The organism is Siccirubricoccus phaeus (assembly GCF_008360935.1).
Taxonomy (GTDB): domain Bacteria; phylum Pseudomonadota; class Alphaproteobacteria; order Acetobacterales; family Acetobacteraceae; genus Siccirubricoccus; species Siccirubricoccus phaeus.
In genome coordinates, this window is the sequence record NZ_SRXO01000015.1 from 107,469 (window position 1) to 124,337 (window position 16,869).

At 72.8% G+C, this 16,869-nt stretch carries 12 protein-coding genes; 8 read left to right on the forward strand and 4 right to left on the reverse strand.

Features of this window, described 5'->3' with window-relative positions:
• Nucleotides 1-114: 114 nt before the first annotated feature.
• The 3 genes from E5N76_RS19995 to E5N76_RS20005 all read right to left on the reverse strand — a co-directional run bounded on the left by E5N76_RS19995 (nucleotide 115) and on the right by E5N76_RS20005 (nucleotide 4,997).
• Nucleotides 115-2,472, reverse strand: a complete 2,358-nt coding sequence (locus tag E5N76_RS19995; protein WP_149539085.1) for a xanthine dehydrogenase family protein molybdopterin-binding subunit — start codon at nucleotides 2,470-2,472, stop codon at nucleotides 115-117.
• Nucleotides 2,473-2,654: 182 nt separating this feature from the next.
• Complete coding sequence (locus E5N76_RS20000) at nucleotides 2,655-3,527, reverse strand: TauD/TfdA dioxygenase family protein (protein WP_207792037.1); 873 nt, start codon at nucleotides 3,525-3,527, stop codon at nucleotides 2,655-2,657.
• A 303-nt stretch (nucleotides 3,528-3,830) separates the two neighbouring features.
• Nucleotides 3,831-4,997 (reverse strand): acyl-CoA dehydrogenase family protein, encoded by a 1,167-nt coding sequence (locus E5N76_RS20005; RefSeq protein ID WP_149539086.1) that lies wholly within the window; start codon nucleotides 4,995-4,997, stop codon nucleotides 3,831-3,833.
• A gap of 393 nt (nucleotides 4,998-5,390) precedes the next feature.
• Between E5N76_RS20005 and E5N76_RS20010 the strand changes: the two genes are divergently transcribed.
• From E5N76_RS20010 to E5N76_RS20020, 3 genes are read left to right on the forward strand one after another with little or no spacing between them, the layout of a single operon-like run.
• Nucleotides 5,391-5,714: a carboxymuconolactone decarboxylase family protein gene (locus tag E5N76_RS20010; RefSeq protein ID WP_149539087.1), complete on the forward strand. Its 324-nt coding sequence runs from the start codon at nucleotides 5,391-5,393 to the stop codon at nucleotides 5,712-5,714.
• Between the two features lie 9 nt (nucleotides 5,715-5,723).
• Nucleotides 5,724-6,680 (forward strand): NAD(P)-dependent oxidoreductase, encoded by a 957-nt coding sequence (locus E5N76_RS20015; RefSeq protein WP_207792038.1) that lies wholly within the window; start codon nucleotides 5,724-5,726, stop codon nucleotides 6,678-6,680.
• Between the two features lies 1 nt (nucleotide 6,681).
• Nucleotides 6,682-7,488 carry an N-acyl homoserine lactonase family protein gene (locus E5N76_RS20020; RefSeq protein WP_149539088.1) on the forward strand — a complete coding sequence of 269 codons (807 nt, stop codon included), beginning with the start codon at nucleotides 6,682-6,684 and terminating at the stop codon, nucleotides 7,486-7,488.
• A 211-nt stretch (nucleotides 7,489-7,699) separates the two neighbouring features.
• Here E5N76_RS20020 and E5N76_RS20025 read toward each other — a convergent pair whose 3' ends face one another.
• Nucleotides 7,700-8,593, reverse strand: coding sequence for a LysR substrate-binding domain-containing protein (locus tag E5N76_RS20025; protein WP_187830288.1), 894 nt, complete (start codon nucleotides 8,591-8,593; stop codon nucleotides 7,700-7,702).
• A 227-nt stretch (nucleotides 8,594-8,820) separates the two neighbouring features.
• Between E5N76_RS20025 and E5N76_RS20030 the strand changes: the two genes are divergently transcribed.
• The 5 genes from E5N76_RS20030 to E5N76_RS20050 all read left to right on the forward strand — a co-directional run bounded on the left by E5N76_RS20030 (nucleotide 8,821) and on the right by E5N76_RS20050 (nucleotide 16,860).
• Nucleotides 8,821-9,804: a Bug family tripartite tricarboxylate transporter substrate binding protein gene (locus tag E5N76_RS20030; protein WP_187830289.1), complete on the forward strand. Its 984-nt coding sequence runs from the start codon at nucleotides 8,821-8,823 to the stop codon at nucleotides 9,802-9,804.
• 219 nt (nucleotides 9,805-10,023) lie between these two features.
• On the forward strand, nucleotides 10,024-11,406 hold the full coding sequence (locus tag E5N76_RS20035) for an MmgE/PrpD family protein (protein WP_187830290.1): 1,383 nt from the start codon (nucleotides 10,024-10,026) through the stop codon (nucleotides 11,404-11,406).
• Between the two features lie 215 nt (nucleotides 11,407-11,621).
• Nucleotides 11,622-11,981, forward strand: a complete 360-nt coding sequence (locus E5N76_RS20040) for a hypothetical protein (RefSeq protein WP_149539092.1) — start codon at nucleotides 11,622-11,624, stop codon at nucleotides 11,979-11,981.
• 69 nt (nucleotides 11,982-12,050) lie between these two features.
• Nucleotides 12,051-13,721 (forward strand): efflux RND transporter periplasmic adaptor subunit, encoded by a 1,671-nt coding sequence (locus E5N76_RS20045; RefSeq protein WP_149539093.1) that lies wholly within the window; start codon nucleotides 12,051-12,053, stop codon nucleotides 13,719-13,721.
• A gap of 7 nt (nucleotides 13,722-13,728) precedes the next feature.
• A complete protein-coding gene (locus E5N76_RS20050) occupies nucleotides 13,729-16,860 on the forward strand; it encodes an efflux RND transporter permease subunit (protein ID WP_149539094.1) in 3,132 nt (1,043 codons plus the stop codon).
• Nucleotides 16,861-16,869: the final 9 nt, after the last annotated feature.

Here is a 16,869-nt window from a genome sequence, read left to right on the forward strand (position 1 = left end):
TATCCTCCCTATGCGATGCGGCGGAGAGTATGGCAGGCCCCGCGCCGCGGCCAGGGGGTGTGCCGGGCCGCCGCCGGCAAGGGCCAGCCCCAAGGCCCGCCCCGCCGCGGCCGGCTATCCCTGCGCCGCCTGGATCGCCCGCCACACCCGCTCCGGCGTCGCCGGCATCTCGATATCCCGCACCCCGAGCGGGTGCAGCGCATCCACCACCGCGCTCAGCAGCGCCGGCAGGGCGCCGACCGTCCCGGCCTCCCCTGCCCCTTTCACGCCGAGCGGGTTGGTGGCCGTGGGCACCGGGTTGCTGATGACCTCCATGGCGCAGAGGTCATCCGCCCGCGGCATCGGGTAGTCCTGGAAGCTCGCCGTCAGGATCTGGCCGTCCGGATCGTAGCGGATCGCCTCGCCGAAGACCTGGCCGAAGCCCTGGGCGATGCCGCCATGGATCTGCCCCTTCACCAGCAGCGGGTTGATCACCGTGCCGACATCGTCCGCCACCACGTAGCGCAGCAGCGTGGTCTCGCCCGTTTCCGGGTCCACCTCCACCTCGCAGACATGGCAGCCATTGGGGAAGGTGGCGTCGCCCGGGCGGGTGACGAGGGTGGCGGCGAGGCCGAGTTCCTCGCCCATCGGCAGGGCGCCCGGCACGTAGCTCTGCTTCGCCAGCGCCTCGATGCCGAGGCCGCGGTCGGTGCCGGCGACGCGGAAGACGCCCCCCTGCTCTGCCGAGGCGTCGAATTCGATGTCCACCTCATCCGCTTCCAGCAGATGCGCGGCGATGCGCTTGCCGCGCTCGACGATCTTCGCCGCCGCGCCCACCAGCGCGCCGCCGGCCGCCATCATGGAGCGGGAGCCGATGGTGCCGCGGCCATGGGTGACGAGGTCGGTATCGCCGCAGACCACGCGCAGCCGCTCCGGCGGAATGCCGAGCTTCTCCGCAGCGATCTGGCGGAACACCGTCTCATGCCCCTGGCCGTGGTTGTGGCTGCCCATCAGCAGGGTGGCGCTGCCGCCGGAATCGAAGCGGATCTCGGCCGCCTCCTCCATCGGTCCGCGATGCGGCCCGCCGGCGCTTTCGACGGCGTTGGCGAGGCCGATGCCGCGCAGCCTGCCGCGCGAAGCCGCTTCCGCCCGCCGCGCCGGAAAGCCGGCCCAGTCGGCGGCTTCCAGCGCCAGCGCCTGGTTCTTCGGGAAATCGCCGCTGTCGTAGGTGTAGTCGAGGCCAGTGCGGAAGGGCATGGCCTCGGGCGGGATCATGTTGCGGCGGCGCAGCTCGACGCGGTCGATGCCCATGGAATCGGCCGCCAGGTCGATGCAGCGCTCGATGGCGAAGATCGCCTCCGGCCTGCCGGCGCCGCGATAGGGCGCGGTGGGCTGGGTATGGGTGAAGATGCCGCGCACCTCGGTGCAGATGGCAGGCGTGCGATAGACGCCCGCCAGCCCGCCGACATTGTTGGTGGAGGAGACCGGCCCCTGCCAGGCGAGATAGGCGCCGAGATTGCACAGCGTGCTGACGCGGAAGGCGAGGAACCGTCCTTCCGCATCCAGCGCCAGCTCGGCGGTGGAGACATTGTCCCGCGCATGGCTGTCGCTCAGGAAGCTTTCGGTGCGCGTCGCCGTCCAGCGCACCGGCCGGCCGAGCAGCTTCGCCGCATGCAGGCAGAGGACGTATTCCTGGAAAGGACTCTCCTTCATGCCGAAGCCGCCGCCGACATCGGGGGAGATGATGCGCAGCCGGTTGCTCGGGACGCCGAGGGCGAATTCGGCGATCTCGTTCCGCATCACATGCGGAAGCTGCGTGCCGGTGACGAGGGTGTAGCGCTCCTCGATCGGGTCGTAGGTCGCCAGCGCGTTGCGCGGCTCCATGGGGTTGGCGGAAACCCGGGTGATGCGGAATTCGTGGCGCACCACATGCGCGGCGCGGGCGAAGCCGGCCTCCACCGCGGCGGTATCGCCGAGGCGGAAGAGGAAGCTCTCATTGTCCGGCGCGAATTCCGGCCAGACCGCCGGCGCGCCCGGCTGCACCGCCGCGGCGATATCCGTCACCGCCGGCAGCGGTTCGTACGCCACGGCGATCGCCTCCGCCGCATCCAGCGCGGCGGCGCGGCTCTCCGCCACCACGGCGGCGACGGCATCGCCGACATAGCGCACCGCATCGCTCGCCAGCATACGCCAGGGGGTCTGGGCGATGGGCCGCCCGTCCCGGCGGTGCCGCGGGGTGACGCAGCGCAGCACGCCAAGCTCGCCGATCCCGGCGGCGGTCAGCACCAGCCGCACGCCGGGCATGGCGCGCGCCGCATCGGCCTCCAGCGCCGTGATCCGCGCCGCGGCATGGGGCGAGCGCAGCACCACCAGATGCGCCGCGCCGAAGGCCGGATGGTCGTCCACGAAGCGGCCGGCGCCGCGCAGGAAGCGGCCATCCTCCACCCGGCGCATCGGCGTGCCGATCCTGATGCCGAGCCCCGCTGGCTGCATCCCTCCCCTCCCCCTTGCCGATCAGCCCCTTCCCGCCACCGCCTTGCCGGCGTCGCTGCGGATGCCCCAACCCCGCCGCCCGTCGTCCTGCCGCGGCTTCGCCGCTGCGGGCTGGGCGAGACGCTGCCAGTGCAGCGACCCTGGGGTCCCCGCGGCGTCGCGCAGCGACGTCGTGGGGAATATCAGTAGGGCGTGTCGCCGCACACCGTCACGCGGTGCATGATACGGGTCTCGGCCGGATAGTCGTTGATCGCGAAATGCATGGTGCAGCGATTGTCCCAGAAGGCCAGCGAGCCGCTGTTCCAGCGGAAGCGGCAGGTGAATTCCGGCCGCGTCGCATGCCGCATCAGGAAGTCGATCAGCGGACGGCTCTCCGCCTCCGACATGTCCTCGAATTTGTGGAGATGCCCGCCGACGAACAGCGCCTTGCGCCCGGTCTCCGGATGCGTCCGCACCAGCGGATGGGTGGAGGTGGTCTGCACGTCGCCGGGATCGCGCGTCTTCATCGCCAGGCGGCCGGCGTAGAATTTCTCGCGGCTCTGGCCGTCATGGCCGCTGAGGTTGTTGCCGCGATAGACGCCCTTCACCTTCTCCAGCATGCGCTGCATGCTGGGCGACAGCGCCTCATAGGCGCGGTAGAGGTTGGTGAAGAGGGTGTCACCGCCGGCAGAGGGGATCTCCACGCCGTAGAGGATGGTGCCCATGGCGGGCTTCGGGGCGAAGGCCTGGTCGGAGTGCCACTCGCCGCCGAAATTCACCTTATCCGCCGGCGTTTTCCGGATCTCCAGCACCTCCGGATATTTCTCCATGCCCTGCATGAAGGGGTGCAGGTGAATCTCCCCCCAGCGCCGGGCGAAGGCGAGCTGGCGGTCCGGCTCCAGCTTCTGGTCGCGGAAGAAGATCACCAGATTGTCCAGCAGCGCCTGGCGGATCTCGCCCATCACCTCCTCGGGCAGGTCCTGCGCCAGGTCCACCCCGGCGATCTCGGCGCCGATCGTGCCGGCGATGGGGCTCACCTCCAGATGGCGGTAGGTGCTGTTGCGCAGCTCCGGCATGGGCTTCTCCCTCTCCGCTTGGGCGGTCGGGCGACCGCCCGGGGATCATGCGCCGGCCCCGGGGGCCTGGGAAGGGGGCGGCGGCACCGCCCGGCGGGGCGGCGGAGGGGGAAGGCCGGCAGCCGCAGCGGCCCGCCGCACCGGCGACCCGTATAGTTCGACATCGCTCCGAAATGGCGTGGCCGTGCCGCCAGCGTCCAAGCCCGCGCCTGCGGGCGGCGGTCCTCGTCGCAGCGTCCGAAGCGCCGATGATCGCGACGCCGCGCGGCGCCAGCAGCGCCGCGGGGGCGGCCCGCATCGCTGCTACTCCGCCTTGGCCGGGCGCGGCGGGCGCTGGCTGAAGCGGCGGCCGAACACCTCCTCGGCGATGCGGTTCTTCAGGATCTCGATGGAGCCGCCGGCGATCATCCAGCCGCGGCAGCGCCGCATGCAGTACTCCACCAGCGCCTCCTGGCTGAAGCCCATGCCGCCCATCACCTGGATGGCCTCGTTCGCCACCTCGAACCCCGCCTGGTTGCAGGCGAGCTTGGCGATCGCCGTCTCATAGGCCGAGGGCAGGCCGCGATCCGCATTGCTCGCCGCGCGGTAGAGCAGGAGCTGCGCCGCCTCCAGCTTCAGCGCCATCTCGGCGAATTTCCACTGGATGCCCTGGAACTCGTTCAGCGTGCGGCCGAACTGCTTGCGCACCGCCACATGCTCCTTCGCCCGCTCATACGCATAGCGGCCGACGGCGAGCGAGCGCGAGGTGTTGCCGATGCGCTCCGCATTGAAGGCCGCCATCTGCTTCTTGAAGCCGCCGGGGCCGAGCAGGAGGTTCGCCTTCGGCACGCGGCAATCCTCGAAATACAGCGCGCTCCATTCCTCGCCATTCAGGAAGGTGGAGGGCTGGCCGATGGTGAAGCCCGGCGTGCCGCGCTCGATGAGGATGGAGCCGATGCCGTCGATCCCCGGTCCGAAGCGGCAATAGACCAGGTAGAGCGTCGCCTCCGCGCTATGCGTGCCGAACACCTTGGAGCCGTTGACGACGTAGTGCTCGCCATCGAGGCGCGCGGTGGTGCGGAGGTCGGTGGCGGCGGAGCCCGCCTCGGGCTCGGTCATGCCGAGGGAGATGGCGTTGCGCCCGGCCAGCAGATCCGGCAGCCAGCGTTCCTTCTGCGCCGGCGTGGCATATTCGGCGAAGGTACGGATGGGGCCGAAATTGCCGGCCTGGATCACGTCGGCGCTGCGCGGGCAGACCGCCGCCACCTGCTCGATCGCCAGCACCGCGTCCATCAGCGTGCCGCCCTGGCCGCCATCCTTCTCCGGAATGGTGATGCCGAGCAGCCCCTGCTGCGCCGCGAGCTGCGCGACGTCGAAGGGGAAATGCGGGTCATGCGCCCGGGCCAGCGCATCCTTCGCCAGGTTCGCCTCGGCGAAGCGGCGCACCGAGTCGGCGAAGATCCGCTGCTCCTCGCTGAGGCTGAATTCCATGGCTGTTCTCCTGGCGGTGTCGCGGGGCAGGTTGATCGCCGGAGCGCAGCCTTCCCGCAGACCGGTGCCGGTCGGCGGGAAGGCCGGGCTCCCTTCCAGCGGACAAGCAGGCCACTGAAAGCAAAAGCTGGTGGCCCGAGAACGACGTCCGCAGAACTTCGGAATCGGGACACCAGGCTGCCCTTCTGCGGGCGCGGGCGGGGGGCGGCAACTTCCCATCCGGCAACGAGGCATGAGCTTTTGTCATGCCAACCCGAACGGGAGCCGCCCCGCCAAGGCATGACAATAGCTCATGCCGTCCTGCCTCCTTGGAAATTGCCGGCCGCCCGGGCGGGCCCCAAGGATCGCGCCGCCGGCCAGGACAAGGCCGGCCCGCAACGACAGGAACCGGCCATGTCCGCACCCCCCTCCGCCCGGCGCGACCGCATCACCCCCTTCGTGCCGAAGCTCGTCGAGATGACCAGCCTCGTCCTCTATGGCGATGTCTGGGAGCGGCCCGGCCTCTCCAAGCGCGACCGCAGCCTCGTCACCATCGCCGCGCTCATCGCGCTGGGCTGGCAGGACCAGCTCAAGGCGCATGTGCAGCGCGGCCTCGCCAATGGCGTGACCAAGGAGGAGCTGAGCGAGGCCATCACCCATCTCGCCCTCTATGCCGGCTGGCCGGCGGCCATGTCGGCCTCGCACACCGCGCTCGACGTGCTCGAGACGCAGGGCTGAGGCGCGGCGATGGCGACGGGCGGCGCGGTGCGCCTTGGCTTCATCGGCCTCGGCACCATGGGGGCCGGCATGGCCGCCAATCTGCAGAAGGCCGGCCATGCGCTGGTGGTGCATGACGCCAGGCGCGCGGCGGCAGCGCCCTTCCTCGCCGGCGGCGCCACCTGGGCGGAAACGGCGCGGGAGGTGGCGGCCTCGGTCGATATCCTCTTCACCTCGCTGCCCGGTCCGCCGGAGGTGGAAAGCGTCGCCTTCGGTGCCGAGGGCATCATCGCCGGCGCCGCGCCGGATCTGGCCTGGTTCGACCTTTCGACCAACGCCCCGGCGACGCTGCGCAAGCTGCAGGCCGCCTTCGCCGCGCGCGGCGGGCATCTGCTCGATGCGCCGGTCAGCGGCGGGCCGAAGGGTGCCGCCTCCGGCCGCCTCGCCATCTGGGTGGGCGGGGAGGCAGCGGTCTTCGCCCGCCACCAGGCCGTGCTGCGCGCCATCGGCGACCAGGTGCGGCTGATCGGCCCCTTCGGTTCCGCCACCGTGGCGAAGCTGGCGCACAACCTCTCCAGCTACGCCTTCAACCTCGTCATGGCGGAGGTCTTCGCCATGGGGGTGAAGGCCGGCGTCGAGCCGCTGACCCTCTGGGCCGCGCTGCGCCAGGGCGCCATGGGCCGCCGCCGCACCTTCGAGGCGCTGGGCGAGCAATTCCTGCAGCACCGCTATGACCCGCCCGCTTTCGCGCTGCGCCTGGCACACAAGGATGTCGCCCTGGCCGTCGCGCTGGGGAAGGAGGTCGGGGTGCCGATGCGCCTCGCCAGCCTGACGCTGGAGGAGATGACCGAAGCCCTCGGCCGCGGCTGGGGCGACCGCGATTCCCGCACGCCCATGCTGCTGCAGCAGGAGCGCGCGGGCATCGAGATCAAGCTCCCGGCGGAGGACATCCGCGCCGTGCTGGATGCCGAGAGGAAGGCGGGCTGAGATGGCCGAACCCCTCCCCTGCTACGAGCTCTACGCCATCCGCTACGCCGCGCGGGATGGCCACCGCCGCGACCATTTCCTCGGTGGCGACCCGCATGACGGGCCGATGCCCATGGCCTACTACGTCTGGGCGGCGATCGGCGCGGAACGCAGCTTCGTCATCGACACCGGCTTCAACGCCGAGGTCTCGGCGCGGCGCAAGCGGGACTTCCTGCGCTGCCCGATCGAATCCCTGAGGCTCGTCGGGCTGGATCCGGCGCAGGTGCGGGACGTGGTGCTGACGCATCTGCACTACGACCATGTCGGCAATTTCGACCGCTTCCCGCAGGCGCAATTCCACCTGCAGGAGCCGGAGATGCACTACGCCACCGGCCGGCACATGCGCTACCCGAAGCTGAACCACGCCTTCGAGGTGGAGGATGTGGTCGGCATGGTGCGGCTGAACTATGCCGGGCGGGTGCTGTTCCACCGCGGCGATGCGGCGCTGGCGCCGGGCCTCAGCCTGCACCTGGCGGGCGGGCATTCGGCGGGGCTGCAATGCGTGCGGGTGCACACGGCGCGGGGCTGGGTGGTGCTGGCCTCCGACGTCGCGCATTTCTACGAGAACCTGGACGCGATGCGGCCCTTCCCCACCGCCTTCCATGTCGGCGAGATGCTGGAGGGCTTCGACCTGCTGCGGCGGCTGGCGCCCTCCCGCGCGCATATCATCCCGGGGCACGACCCGGAGGTGCTGCGGCTCTACCCGGCGCCAAGGGCGGAGCTGGAGGGGATCGTCGCCCGGCTGGACGTGGCGCCGCGGGAGGGGTGATATGGGGGCTCCGCCCCCATGCCCCGGCCAGGGGCGCTGCCCCTGGACCCCCGCCGGGGGGAAAGCTTCCCCCCGGACCCCGCCCCGAGTCTGCAGGTTCAACCATCGGGTCTGAAAACTCAGACCGGGGTCCGGGGCCAGGTCCTGGCCCCGGCGGAGGTGCAGGAGGCAGCGTCTCCTGCTGGGGGTTCGGGGACGAAGCCTCCGCCCCTCACGCCGCGTAAGGCCGCACCTCCCGTTCCAGCCAGGCCAGGAAGGCCCGCCCGCGGTAATTCAGCGGCCGGTCCTCTGGATACACCGCGTAGTAGCTCAGCCGCCGCTCCAGCGTCCGGCCGAACAGCGGCACCAGCAGCCCGGCCTCGATATCCCCCTCCAGCAGCCGCACCTGACCCATCGCGACCCCAAGCCCGGTGACCGCCGCCTGATAGGTCAGCACGGAGCTGGAGAACTCCATCCCCGTCACCGGGATGTCGGCGCGGCCCACCGCCGCCAGCCAGTCCCGCCAATCGCTGCGGCGCAGGCGGGAGACCAGCAGCCGGTGCCGCCGGAGATCGTCGATCTCGCGCAGCGGCAGCTCCCCCCGCAGCAGCAGCGGGCTGCACACCGGCTGCAGCACGTCGGCGAAAAGCCGGTGCGCCGCCAGGCCCGGCCAGTCGCCATTGCCGAACAGCACCGCCATGTCCACGTGGCCGCGGCTGAAATCCGCCACCGCCGCGACGGTGCTGATGCGGACATTGATCTCCGGATGGTCCTTCTCGAAGCGCGGCAGCCGGCCGATCAGCCATTTCGCGGCGAAGGTATGATAGACCTGCAGATGCAGCGGCTCTGCCTTCGCCGCCTGCCGCATGCGCTGGGTGGCGTTGACGATGCGGCTGAAGGCCGGGGCGATCTCCCGGTGATAGGCGGCGCCGGCCGGCGTCAGCGTCGCCCCTCGCCGGTCGCGGTGAAACAGCGGCCGCTGCAGATACCCCTCCAGCACCGCGATCTGCCGGCTGACCGCGGATTGCGAGACGTTCAGCTCCTCCGCCGCCAGAGTGAAATTACCCAGCCGGGCGACGACGTCGAAGACATGCAGCGGATTGAGCGGGGGCAGGGAGCGCGACACGGCTCTGATGCATGAGAAAAACTCATGGCTTTCTACGGTTTGGACAGTTGCCTGTCCAGCACTCAGGGTGGAGAGGTGGGTCATCCATAACGGCCCCGGGAGGATCGCTGTGGCGCCATCGAGCCCCACCCAGCCAAGGTGCAGCGGCGCGCCGCTGCCCCTGGCGCCGGCCGCCCGGCCCGCCTCCCGCCAATCCCCGAAGCCATAACCATAAGAGGCGCCCGCACATGTCCATCCGCCTTCCCCTCCTCGCCCTGGCGGCGGCGCTCGGCCTGGCCGCGCCCCGGCCAGGCGAGGCCCAGGCCCAGGCCGGCTATCCGGACCGGCCGATCCGGGTGGTGCTGCCCTTCGCCGCCGGCGGCGGCGCGGACATCATCACCCGCATCTTCTCGGATTGCCTCGGCACCCGGCTGGGCCAGTCCATCGTGGTGGAGAATCGCGGCGGCGCCGGGGGCAATATCGGCGCGGAGATCGTCGCCCGCGCCCCGGCGGATGGCTACACCCTGCTGGTCAGCACCATCTCCACCCAGGTGCTGAACCGCTTCCTCTACAAGCGGCTGCCCTATGACGCGCGCAAGGATTTCGTCGCGATCAGCCAGATCGGCCTGACCGCCAACGTGCTGATCGCCCGCGCCGGCCTGCCGGCGACGAATGTGCAGGAGCTGGTCGCGCTGGCGAAGAAATCGCCCGGCGAACTCAGCTATGGCTCCTCCGGCACCGGCACCATCCTGCACCTCTCGGGCGAGATCTTCGCCCGCATGGCGGGGGTGCGGATGACGCATGTGCCCTATCGCGGCTCCGCCCTGGCGATGAATGATCTGCTTGCCGGCCAGCTCGACACCGCCTTCGACATCCCGACCGGCGTGGTGCAGCAGGTCCGGGATGGCAGCATCCGGGCGCTGGCGGTGACGGCGAAGCAGCGCTCCCCGCTGCTGCCGGAGGTGCCGACCCTGGCGGAATCCGGCCTGCCGGATTACGAGACCTATCTCTGGCACGGGTTGTTCGCCCCCGCCGCGACGCCGGCCCCGATCGTCGAGCGGCTGGGGAAGGAATCCCAGGCCGCGCTGGCCGATCCGGCCTGCCGGGCGCGGCTGGTGCAGGTGGGGATCGACCCGGTCGGCTCCAGCCCGGCGGAGTTCACCCGCTTCTGGGACGCCCAGATCGCCTATTGGGGGCCCTTCGTGCAGGCCTCCGGCGTCACGCTGGACTGAGGCGCATTGGCGGGGGCGGCCGGCCGCGCCCGCCAAAGGCTGCTTTCCTGCCCGCGAAGTTCGCTGGAGTTCCAGCGAATGGAGCGGGCAGGCAGGCAAGTGGACAGGCCGGCCGGCGGCCCGAGAACGCGATCCGCAGACTTCGGGACCGGCCATTGGGATAGTTTCCGGCCATCCGCCCCGGACCGGGCGGCCCCGCCGCCAGACCGCGAGGATGCGATGCCCGACGCGACCGCCACCGCCACCGCCGCCACCGCGCTGGGCCAGCTCGCCGCCTTCACCGCCGGCCTGACCCCGGCGACCCTGCCGCCGGCGGTGGTGGAGAAGGCCAAGGCCTGCCTGCTGGATTCGCTCTCCGCCGCCGTCACCTTCGGCGCGCATCCCCGGGCCCGCGCCGCCCTGGCCGCCGTGCCGCATGACGCGCCGGGCCATGCCTGCCGCATCCTCGGCACGCCGCACCGCGCGGCCGCGGCCGATGCGGCCTTCGTCAACGGCGTCGCCACCGCGGCCACCGGGCGGATGGACACCCACCCCGCCCCGGCCAGCCATCCCGGCACCGTCGTGGTGCCCGCCGTGCTGGCGGCGGCCGAACAGGCGGGAAGCGACGGCTTCACCCTGATCGCCGCCCTGGTCGCCGGCTATGAGGCGATGTGCCGGCTGGGCGAGACGCTGATGACGCCCGCTTTGGCCGAGACCTTCCGCCCCACCAGCCTGGCCGGACCGACCGGCGCCGGGTTCGGCGCCGCCCGGGCGCTGGGGCTGACGCCGGCGCAGGCGGTGAATGCCGGCAGCCTGGCGGCGCAGACCTCCATGGGGCTGAACGAATGGGCGCATGCCGGCACCAATGAGGGCGCCTTCCATTCCGGCTTCGCCGCCCGCAACGGCGTCACTGCCGCGCTGCTCGGCCGGGCCGGCGCCGTCGCCGCGCCGAGCGTGCTGGAGGGGCGCTCCGGCCTGCTCGCCGCCTTCGGCCGGCGCGAGGCGGCGGCGGGGCTGACGGCCGGGCTGGGCGAGGGCTTCGCCATCCTCGCCATCCTGCACAAGCCGGCCCCCGCCTGCGTCTATGTGCAGACGCCCGTGCAGCTCGCCGAGCAGCTCTGCCGGGAGGATCCGCCGGCGCTGGAGGATATCGAGGCCGTCACCATCCATGTCTGCCACGCGGCGGCGACCTATCCGGGCTGCGACAATCCCGGGCCGATCCCGACCCAGCAGGCGGCGCGGATGAGCCTGCAATACAGCGTCGCCTCCGTGCTGGCGGCCAGCGCCATCCGCGACGGGAATTGGTCGGACCATCCCGATCCCCGGGCCGTGGCCCTGGCCGCGCGCAGCAGGGTGGTGGTGGAGGATGCCTTCACCGCCGCCTTCCCGGCACGCCAGAGCGCGGCGATCGAGCTGCGGCTCCGCGGCCGCGCGCCGCGCCGGGCGGAGCAGGCGGATCTCCGTTCCCTGACCTGGCCGGAGCTGGAGCGGCGCTTCCTGCTGGCGGCGGAGCCGGTGATCGGGCGGTCCCAGGCCCTGGCGGCGGTGGAGGCGACGCGGCGGCTGGAGACGCTCGAGGCGGTCGGCGCGCTGACGGCGCTGCTGGCGCCGGCGGCACGATAGGCGGCTGGCGGCGCAGCCAGTGTCCCGATCCCGCAGTCCTGCGGACTTCGTTCTCGGGCCGCTGGCTCTTGTTTTCAGTGGCCTGCTTGTCCGCTGCGTTCGCTGAAATTCCAGCGAACTTCGCGGGCAGGACCCTGGGCCGCGCCGCCAGCCGCGCCGGCACGGCAGCGCCGGCGGTTGACCCGCCGCATGGCGGCCGCCATCTTTCGCCCCGCATGCTCGCCCGGCTCGGCACCTCCCCGCTCGCCCGCCTGATCGGCCTCCTGGCCGTGCTGCTGGCGCTCGGCCTCGGCAATCATGCGCATGCCTCGGCCGGCGGCGGGACATTGGTGCTGGCCGGCGCCGCGCCCATAGCGGCGGAGGCGCAGCCCGGGGGCGAGGATGGCGGCGCGCTGCCGGCCGCGGCCCATTGCGCGCTCTGCCACGTCGCCCAGGGGCTGCTGCCCGAACCGGCGGCGATGCAGGGGCCGGCCCTCCGGCCGGAACGCGGCATCCCGTCCCGCGCGGTGCTCCCCGCCGACCTGGCGCTGCCGGAAGGCCCGGCGCGGCCACCCAGGCCCATGCGCGCCGCCTGACCGCGCCCGTCCGGGAGGAGGGGCGCGGCCTGACCGCCATGCCGCCCCCCTTACGCCGGACGATCCCGCATGCCCCGTTTCCAGGCCCTGCGCGCAGGCCTTGCCGCCGCGCTGCTGCTCGCCTTTGCCGCCGCCGCCCATGAGGGCCATGATGACGACGCCCCCGAAGCCGCGGCGCCGGCCCGCCCGCGCCTTGCCCTGCATACCGAGGCCTATGAGCTGGTCGCGGTGCGGGAGGCGCCGGACCGGCTGCGCCTCTGGCTGGACCTGTTCGAGGGCAATGCGCCCGTCACCGCCGCCAGGATCGAGGTAACGGTCGGCGAGGCCGCGCCGCTGGTGGCAGCGCCCGAGGCGGATGGCACCTACCGGCTGGAGAGCCCGGATCTGGCGGTCACCGGCCAACCCCTCGAGCTGGTCTTCGCCATCGCCGGCGGCCCGGCCGGGGATGAGCTGATGGCCGGCACGCTGCCCGCCCTGCCGCCGCCCGACCCGCATCTCGGCCCCTTCGAGGATCGCTGGCAGGCCGGGCGGGAATGGCTCGCCCATCGGCCCTGGCTGGTGGCGGGCGGCGGGGCGGCCTGCGGCCTGCTGGCCGGCATCGCCCTGGCCCGCCCGCGGTGGCGCCGGCGGCGGGCCGCCCTCGCGGCCCTGGCCATCGGCCTCCTCGCCCCCGCGCTGCCGGCGCAGGCCGGGCCCGGCCATGACCATGACGCGCCGGCGACCCCCGCGGCCGCGGTGGACGCCCCGGCGCGCCTGCCGGACGGCACGGTCTTCCTGCCCAAGGTCAGCCAGCGCCTGCTGGAGATCCGCACCGTGACCCTGCGGGAGGGGGTGGCGCCACGCAGCGTCACCCTGGTCGGCCGGGTGGTGGCCGACCCCAACCGGGGCGGCCTGGCCCAGAGCATCGCCGGCGGCCGCATCCTGCCGCCGGAGGGCGGGCTGCCCCGCCTCGGCCAGGCGGTGCGGCGCGGCGAGGTGCTGGCCATCGTCGAGCCGCCGATCCCGGTCGCCGACCAGACCACCATCGCCGAGCGCTCGGGCGACCTGGAACAGCAGATCGCCGCCGCCGAGGCCCGGCTGGCCCGCGCCCGCAACCTGGCCGCCGCCGGCGCCGGCACCCGGGTGATGGTGGCGGATACCGAGATCGAGCTGGAGGGGCTGCGCCGCCGCCGCACCCTGCTCGGGCAGAGCCGGGTGGCGCCGGAGGTGATCCGCGCCCCGGCCGACGGCGTCATCGCCAGCGCCCAGATCGTCGCCGGCCAGGTGGTGGCGGCGCAGGACGTGCTGTTCCAGATCGTCGACCCGGGCGGCCTCTGGGTGGAGGCGCTGGTCTTCGGCGCCGATGCGGCCCAGGCCTTCCGGGCGGCCAGCGCCGCCACCCGCGGCGGCCCGCCGATGCGGCTGGCGCTGCAGGGCTTCGGCCGCGCCGTGCAGCAGGGCGCGACCCTGGCGCAATTCCGCATCCTGGACCCGCCGCCCGGCCTGGCGCTGGGCCAGCCCGTCACCGTCTCGGCGGAGATCGCCGAGCCGGTGCGCGGCCTGATCCTGCCCCGCGCCGCGGTGGTGCGCGCCGCGAACGGGGAGCAGGTGGCCTGGCGCCACCTCGCGCCGGAGAGCTTCACCGCCGCCCCCATCCGGGTGGAGCCGCTGGACGCCACCCGCGTGCTGGTCGCCGCCGGCCTGCAACCCGGCGAGCGGGTGGTGGTCGAGGGCGCCGGCCTGCTGAACCAGCTGCGCTGAGGCGGCGATGTTCCGGCTCCTCGTCGCGGCCAGCCTGCGCAACCGCCTGCTGGTCCTCATCGCCGCCCTGGTGCTCGTCGGCTATGGCGCGCTGGTCCTGCCGCGCGTGCCGGTGGACGTCTTCCCCGACCTGAACCGTCCCACCGTCACCCTGCTCACCGAGGCGGAGGGCCTCGCCCCGGAGGAGGTCGAGCGCCTCGTCAGCTTTCCGATCGAGACGGCGATGAACGGCATGCCGGGCGTCATCCGCGTCCGCTCCGTCTCCGCCGTCTCGCTCTCCATCGTCTATGTCGAATTCGACTGGTCGGCGGAGCTGTACCGGGCGCGGCAGCTCGTCGCCGAGCGGCTGGCGGTGGCGCGGGCCGCGCTGCCGGCCAATGTCGCGCCGGTCATGGGCCCGGTCACCTCCATCATGGGGGAGATCATGCTGGTCGCCCTGCGGCCGGAGGGCGTCTCCCCCATGGCGGCGCGGGAGGCGGTGGATTTCACCATCCGCCCCCGCCTGCTCGCCATCCCGGGCGTCGCCCAGATCATCCCGATCGGCGGCGAGGTGCGGCAATACCGCGTCACGCCGGACCCGGCCGCCATGCTCGCCCTCGGCGTTACGGCGGCGCAGGTGGAGGCGGCGGTCGCGGGCTTCGGCAGCAATACCGGCGGCGGCTTCGTGGACCAGCGCGGGCGGGAATACCTCATCCGCAATCTCGGCCTGACCCGGCGGCTGGAGGATCTGGCGGACACGCCGGTGGCGCAGCGCCCGGGCAGCCCGGCACCGATCCTGCTGCGGCAGGTCGCGGCGGTGGAATTCGCCGCCCGGCCGCGGCGCGGCGATGCCGGCTACCGCGGCGACCCGGCGGTGATCTTCTCGGTCCAGAAGCAGCCCGGCGCCGACACCATCGCCGTCACCGCGGCGGTGGAAGCCGCCCTGGCGGAGCTGCAGCCCAGCCTGCCGCCCGGGCTCGGCGCCGCGCAGATCCAGTTCCGCCAGGCCGATTTCATCGCCACCTCCATCCGCAATGTCGAGCGGGTGCTGCTGGAGGCCGCCGCCGTCGTCGCCGTCATCCTCATCCTCTTCCTGATGGATGTCCGGGCGACCGCCATTTCCCTCCTTGCCATCCCGGTCTCCGTGCTGGCGACGGTGGTGGTGTTCCACGCCTTCGGCCTGACCATCAACACCATGACGCTCGGCGGCCTCGCCATCGCCATCGGCGAGCTGGTGGACGACGCCGTGGTGGATGTGGAGAATATCCGCCGCCGCCTGCGGGAGAATGCCGCCCTCCCCGCCCCGCGCCCGGTGGCGGAGGTGGTGGCGGCGGCGAGCCAGGAGGTGCGCTCCGGCATCGTCTATGCCACCGCCATCGTGGTGCTGGTCTTCCTGCCGCTCTTCGCCCTGCCCGGCATCGAGGGGCGGCTCTTCGCGCCGCTCGGCCTCGCCTATGTCGTCGCGATCCTCGCCAGCCTCGCCGTCTCGGTCATGCTCACGCCGGTGCTGGCCTATTGGCTGCTCGGCCATCGCCCGGCACGGACGCAACATGCCGATGGCCCGGTGCTGCGCGCGGCGAAGCGGCTGAACCGCGCGGCGCTGATTCGGGCGCTGGCGCGGCCGGGGCTGGTCTTTGCCGGCGTCGCGCTGCTGTTCGGCGCCGCGGCCTGGGGCGCGGCGCTGCTGCCGCGCGCCTTCCTGCCCGCCTTCAACGAGGGCACGGCGCTGGTCAGCCTCGCCTTCCGGCCCGGCATCTCGCTGGCCGAGAGTGCCCGGCTCGGCGCCATCGCCGAGCGGCTGGTGGCCGAGGTGCCGGAGGTGGTCTCGGTCGGCCGCCGCACCGGCCGGGCGGAGCTGGACGAGCATGCCGAGGGCGTGCATGTGAACGAGCTGGACGTGGCGCTCCGCCCCTCCGCGCGGGGCCGTGCCGCGGTGCTGGCCGAGCTCCGCGCCCGGCTGGCGCCGCTGCCGGCCAACATCAATATCGGCCAGCCGATCCAGCACCGCCTGGACCACATGCTCTCCGGCGTGCGGGCGGAGGTCTCGGTGAAGCTCTTCGGCCCCGATCTCGACACGCTGGGCAGCCTTGCCGAGGCGCTGCGGGCACGGATGGCGGGCATCGCCGGGCTGGTGGATCTGCAGGTGGAGCGCCAGGTGCGCATCCCGCAGCTCCGTGTCGTGCCGGATTACGGCGAGGCGGCGCTGTACGGGCTGACCCCGGCGGCGCTGACCGCGGCGCTGGAGGGGCTTTCGAACGGCCGGGTGGTGAGCCAGATCCTGGACGGGGTACGGCGCTTCGACGTGGTGGTGCGGCTGGCCGACCGCGACCGGACGACGGAGGGGCTGGGCGAGCTGCTGCTGGCGACGCCGCAGGGCCATGTGCCGCTGCGCCTGATCGCCGCGGTGGAGGAGGTGGACGGGCCGAACCAGGTGCTGCGGGAGGGCAGCCAGCGGCGCATCGTCATCTCCGGCAATGGCGATGGCGTGCGGGACATGGCGGCCATCGCCACCGAATTGCGCCGGGTCATCGCCGAGACGCCGCTGCCCACCGGCTACAGCGCGGTGCTGGAAGGCAATTTCCGGGCGCAGGAGGAGGCGGCGCGGAGCATCTTCCTGCTCTCGCTGGCCTCGCTGGCGCTGATCTTCGTCGTGCTGCGCCAGCGCTACCGCTCCACCGCCCTGGCGCTGGTGGTCATGGGCAATATCCCGCTGGCGCTGATCGGCAGCGTCGCCGCGCTCTGGCTCGCCGGGCTGCCGCTCTCCGTGGCTTCCATGGTGGGCTTCATCACCCTGGCGGGGATTTCGGCGCGCAACGGCATCCTGAAGGTCAGCCACACCCTGAACCTCGCCTTGCATGAGGGGGAGCGCTGGGGGCGGCGGCTGATCCTGCGCGGCAGCGAGGAGCGCGTGGCGCCGGTGCTGATGACGGCGCTCTCCGCCGGGCTGGCGCTGGTGCCGCTGCTGTTCGGCGCCGGCGAGCCGGGGCGGGAGATTCTGCACCCGGTGGCGGTGACCATCTTCGGCGGCCTGGTCAGCGCGACGCTGCTGGATGCGGTGCTGACGCCGCTGCTGTTCCGCCGCTTCGGCCGGCCCGCCCTCGACCGGCTGCGCGCCGAGCAGGACGCGCTGCCCGCCGGGCGGCTGGCCGAAACCTTCTGACCTTGGAGA

What these genes read in the sequence shown, in the direction of transcription:
- E5N76_RS20050 (WP_149539094.1), top strand. Translation starts at nt 13,729, where the DNA reads ATGTTCCGGCTCCTCGTCGCGGCCAGCCTGCGCAACCGCCTGCTGGTC.
- E5N76_RS20005 (WP_149539086.1), bottom strand. Translation starts at nt 4,997, where the DNA reads ATGGAATTCAGCCTCAGCGAGGAGCAGCGGATCTTCGCCGACTCGGTG.
- E5N76_RS20045 (WP_149539093.1), top strand. Translation starts at nt 12,051, where the DNA reads ATGCCCCGTTTCCAGGCCCTGCGCGCAGGCCTTGCCGCCGCGCTGCTG.
- E5N76_RS20015 (WP_207792038.1), top strand. Translation starts at nt 5,724, where the DNA reads ATGGCGACGGGCGGCGCGGTGCGCCTTGGCTTCATCGGCCTCGGCACC.
- E5N76_RS20020 (WP_149539088.1), top strand. Translation starts at nt 6,682, where the DNA reads ATGGCCGAACCCCTCCCCTGCTACGAGCTCTACGCCATCCGCTACGCC.
- E5N76_RS20030 (WP_187830289.1), top strand. Translation starts at nt 8,821, where the DNA reads ATGTCCATCCGCCTTCCCCTCCTCGCCCTGGCGGCGGCGCTCGGCCTG.
- E5N76_RS20035 (WP_187830290.1), top strand. Translation starts at nt 10,024, where the DNA reads ATGCCCGACGCGACCGCCACCGCCACCGCCGCCACCGCGCTGGGCCAG.
- E5N76_RS20010 (WP_149539087.1), top strand. Translation starts at nt 5,391, where the DNA reads ATGTCCGCACCCCCCTCCGCCCGGCGCGACCGCATCACCCCCTTCGTG.
- E5N76_RS20040 (WP_149539092.1), top strand. Translation starts at nt 11,622, where the DNA reads ATGCTCGCCCGGCTCGGCACCTCCCCGCTCGCCCGCCTGATCGGCCTC.
- E5N76_RS20000 (WP_207792037.1), bottom strand. Translation starts at nt 3,527, where the DNA reads ATGCCGGAGCTGCGCAACAGCACCTACCGCCATCTGGAGGTGAGCCCC.
- E5N76_RS19995 (WP_149539085.1), bottom strand. Translation starts at nt 2,472, where the DNA reads ATGCAGCCAGCGGGGCTCGGCATCAGGATCGGCACGCCGATGCGCCGG.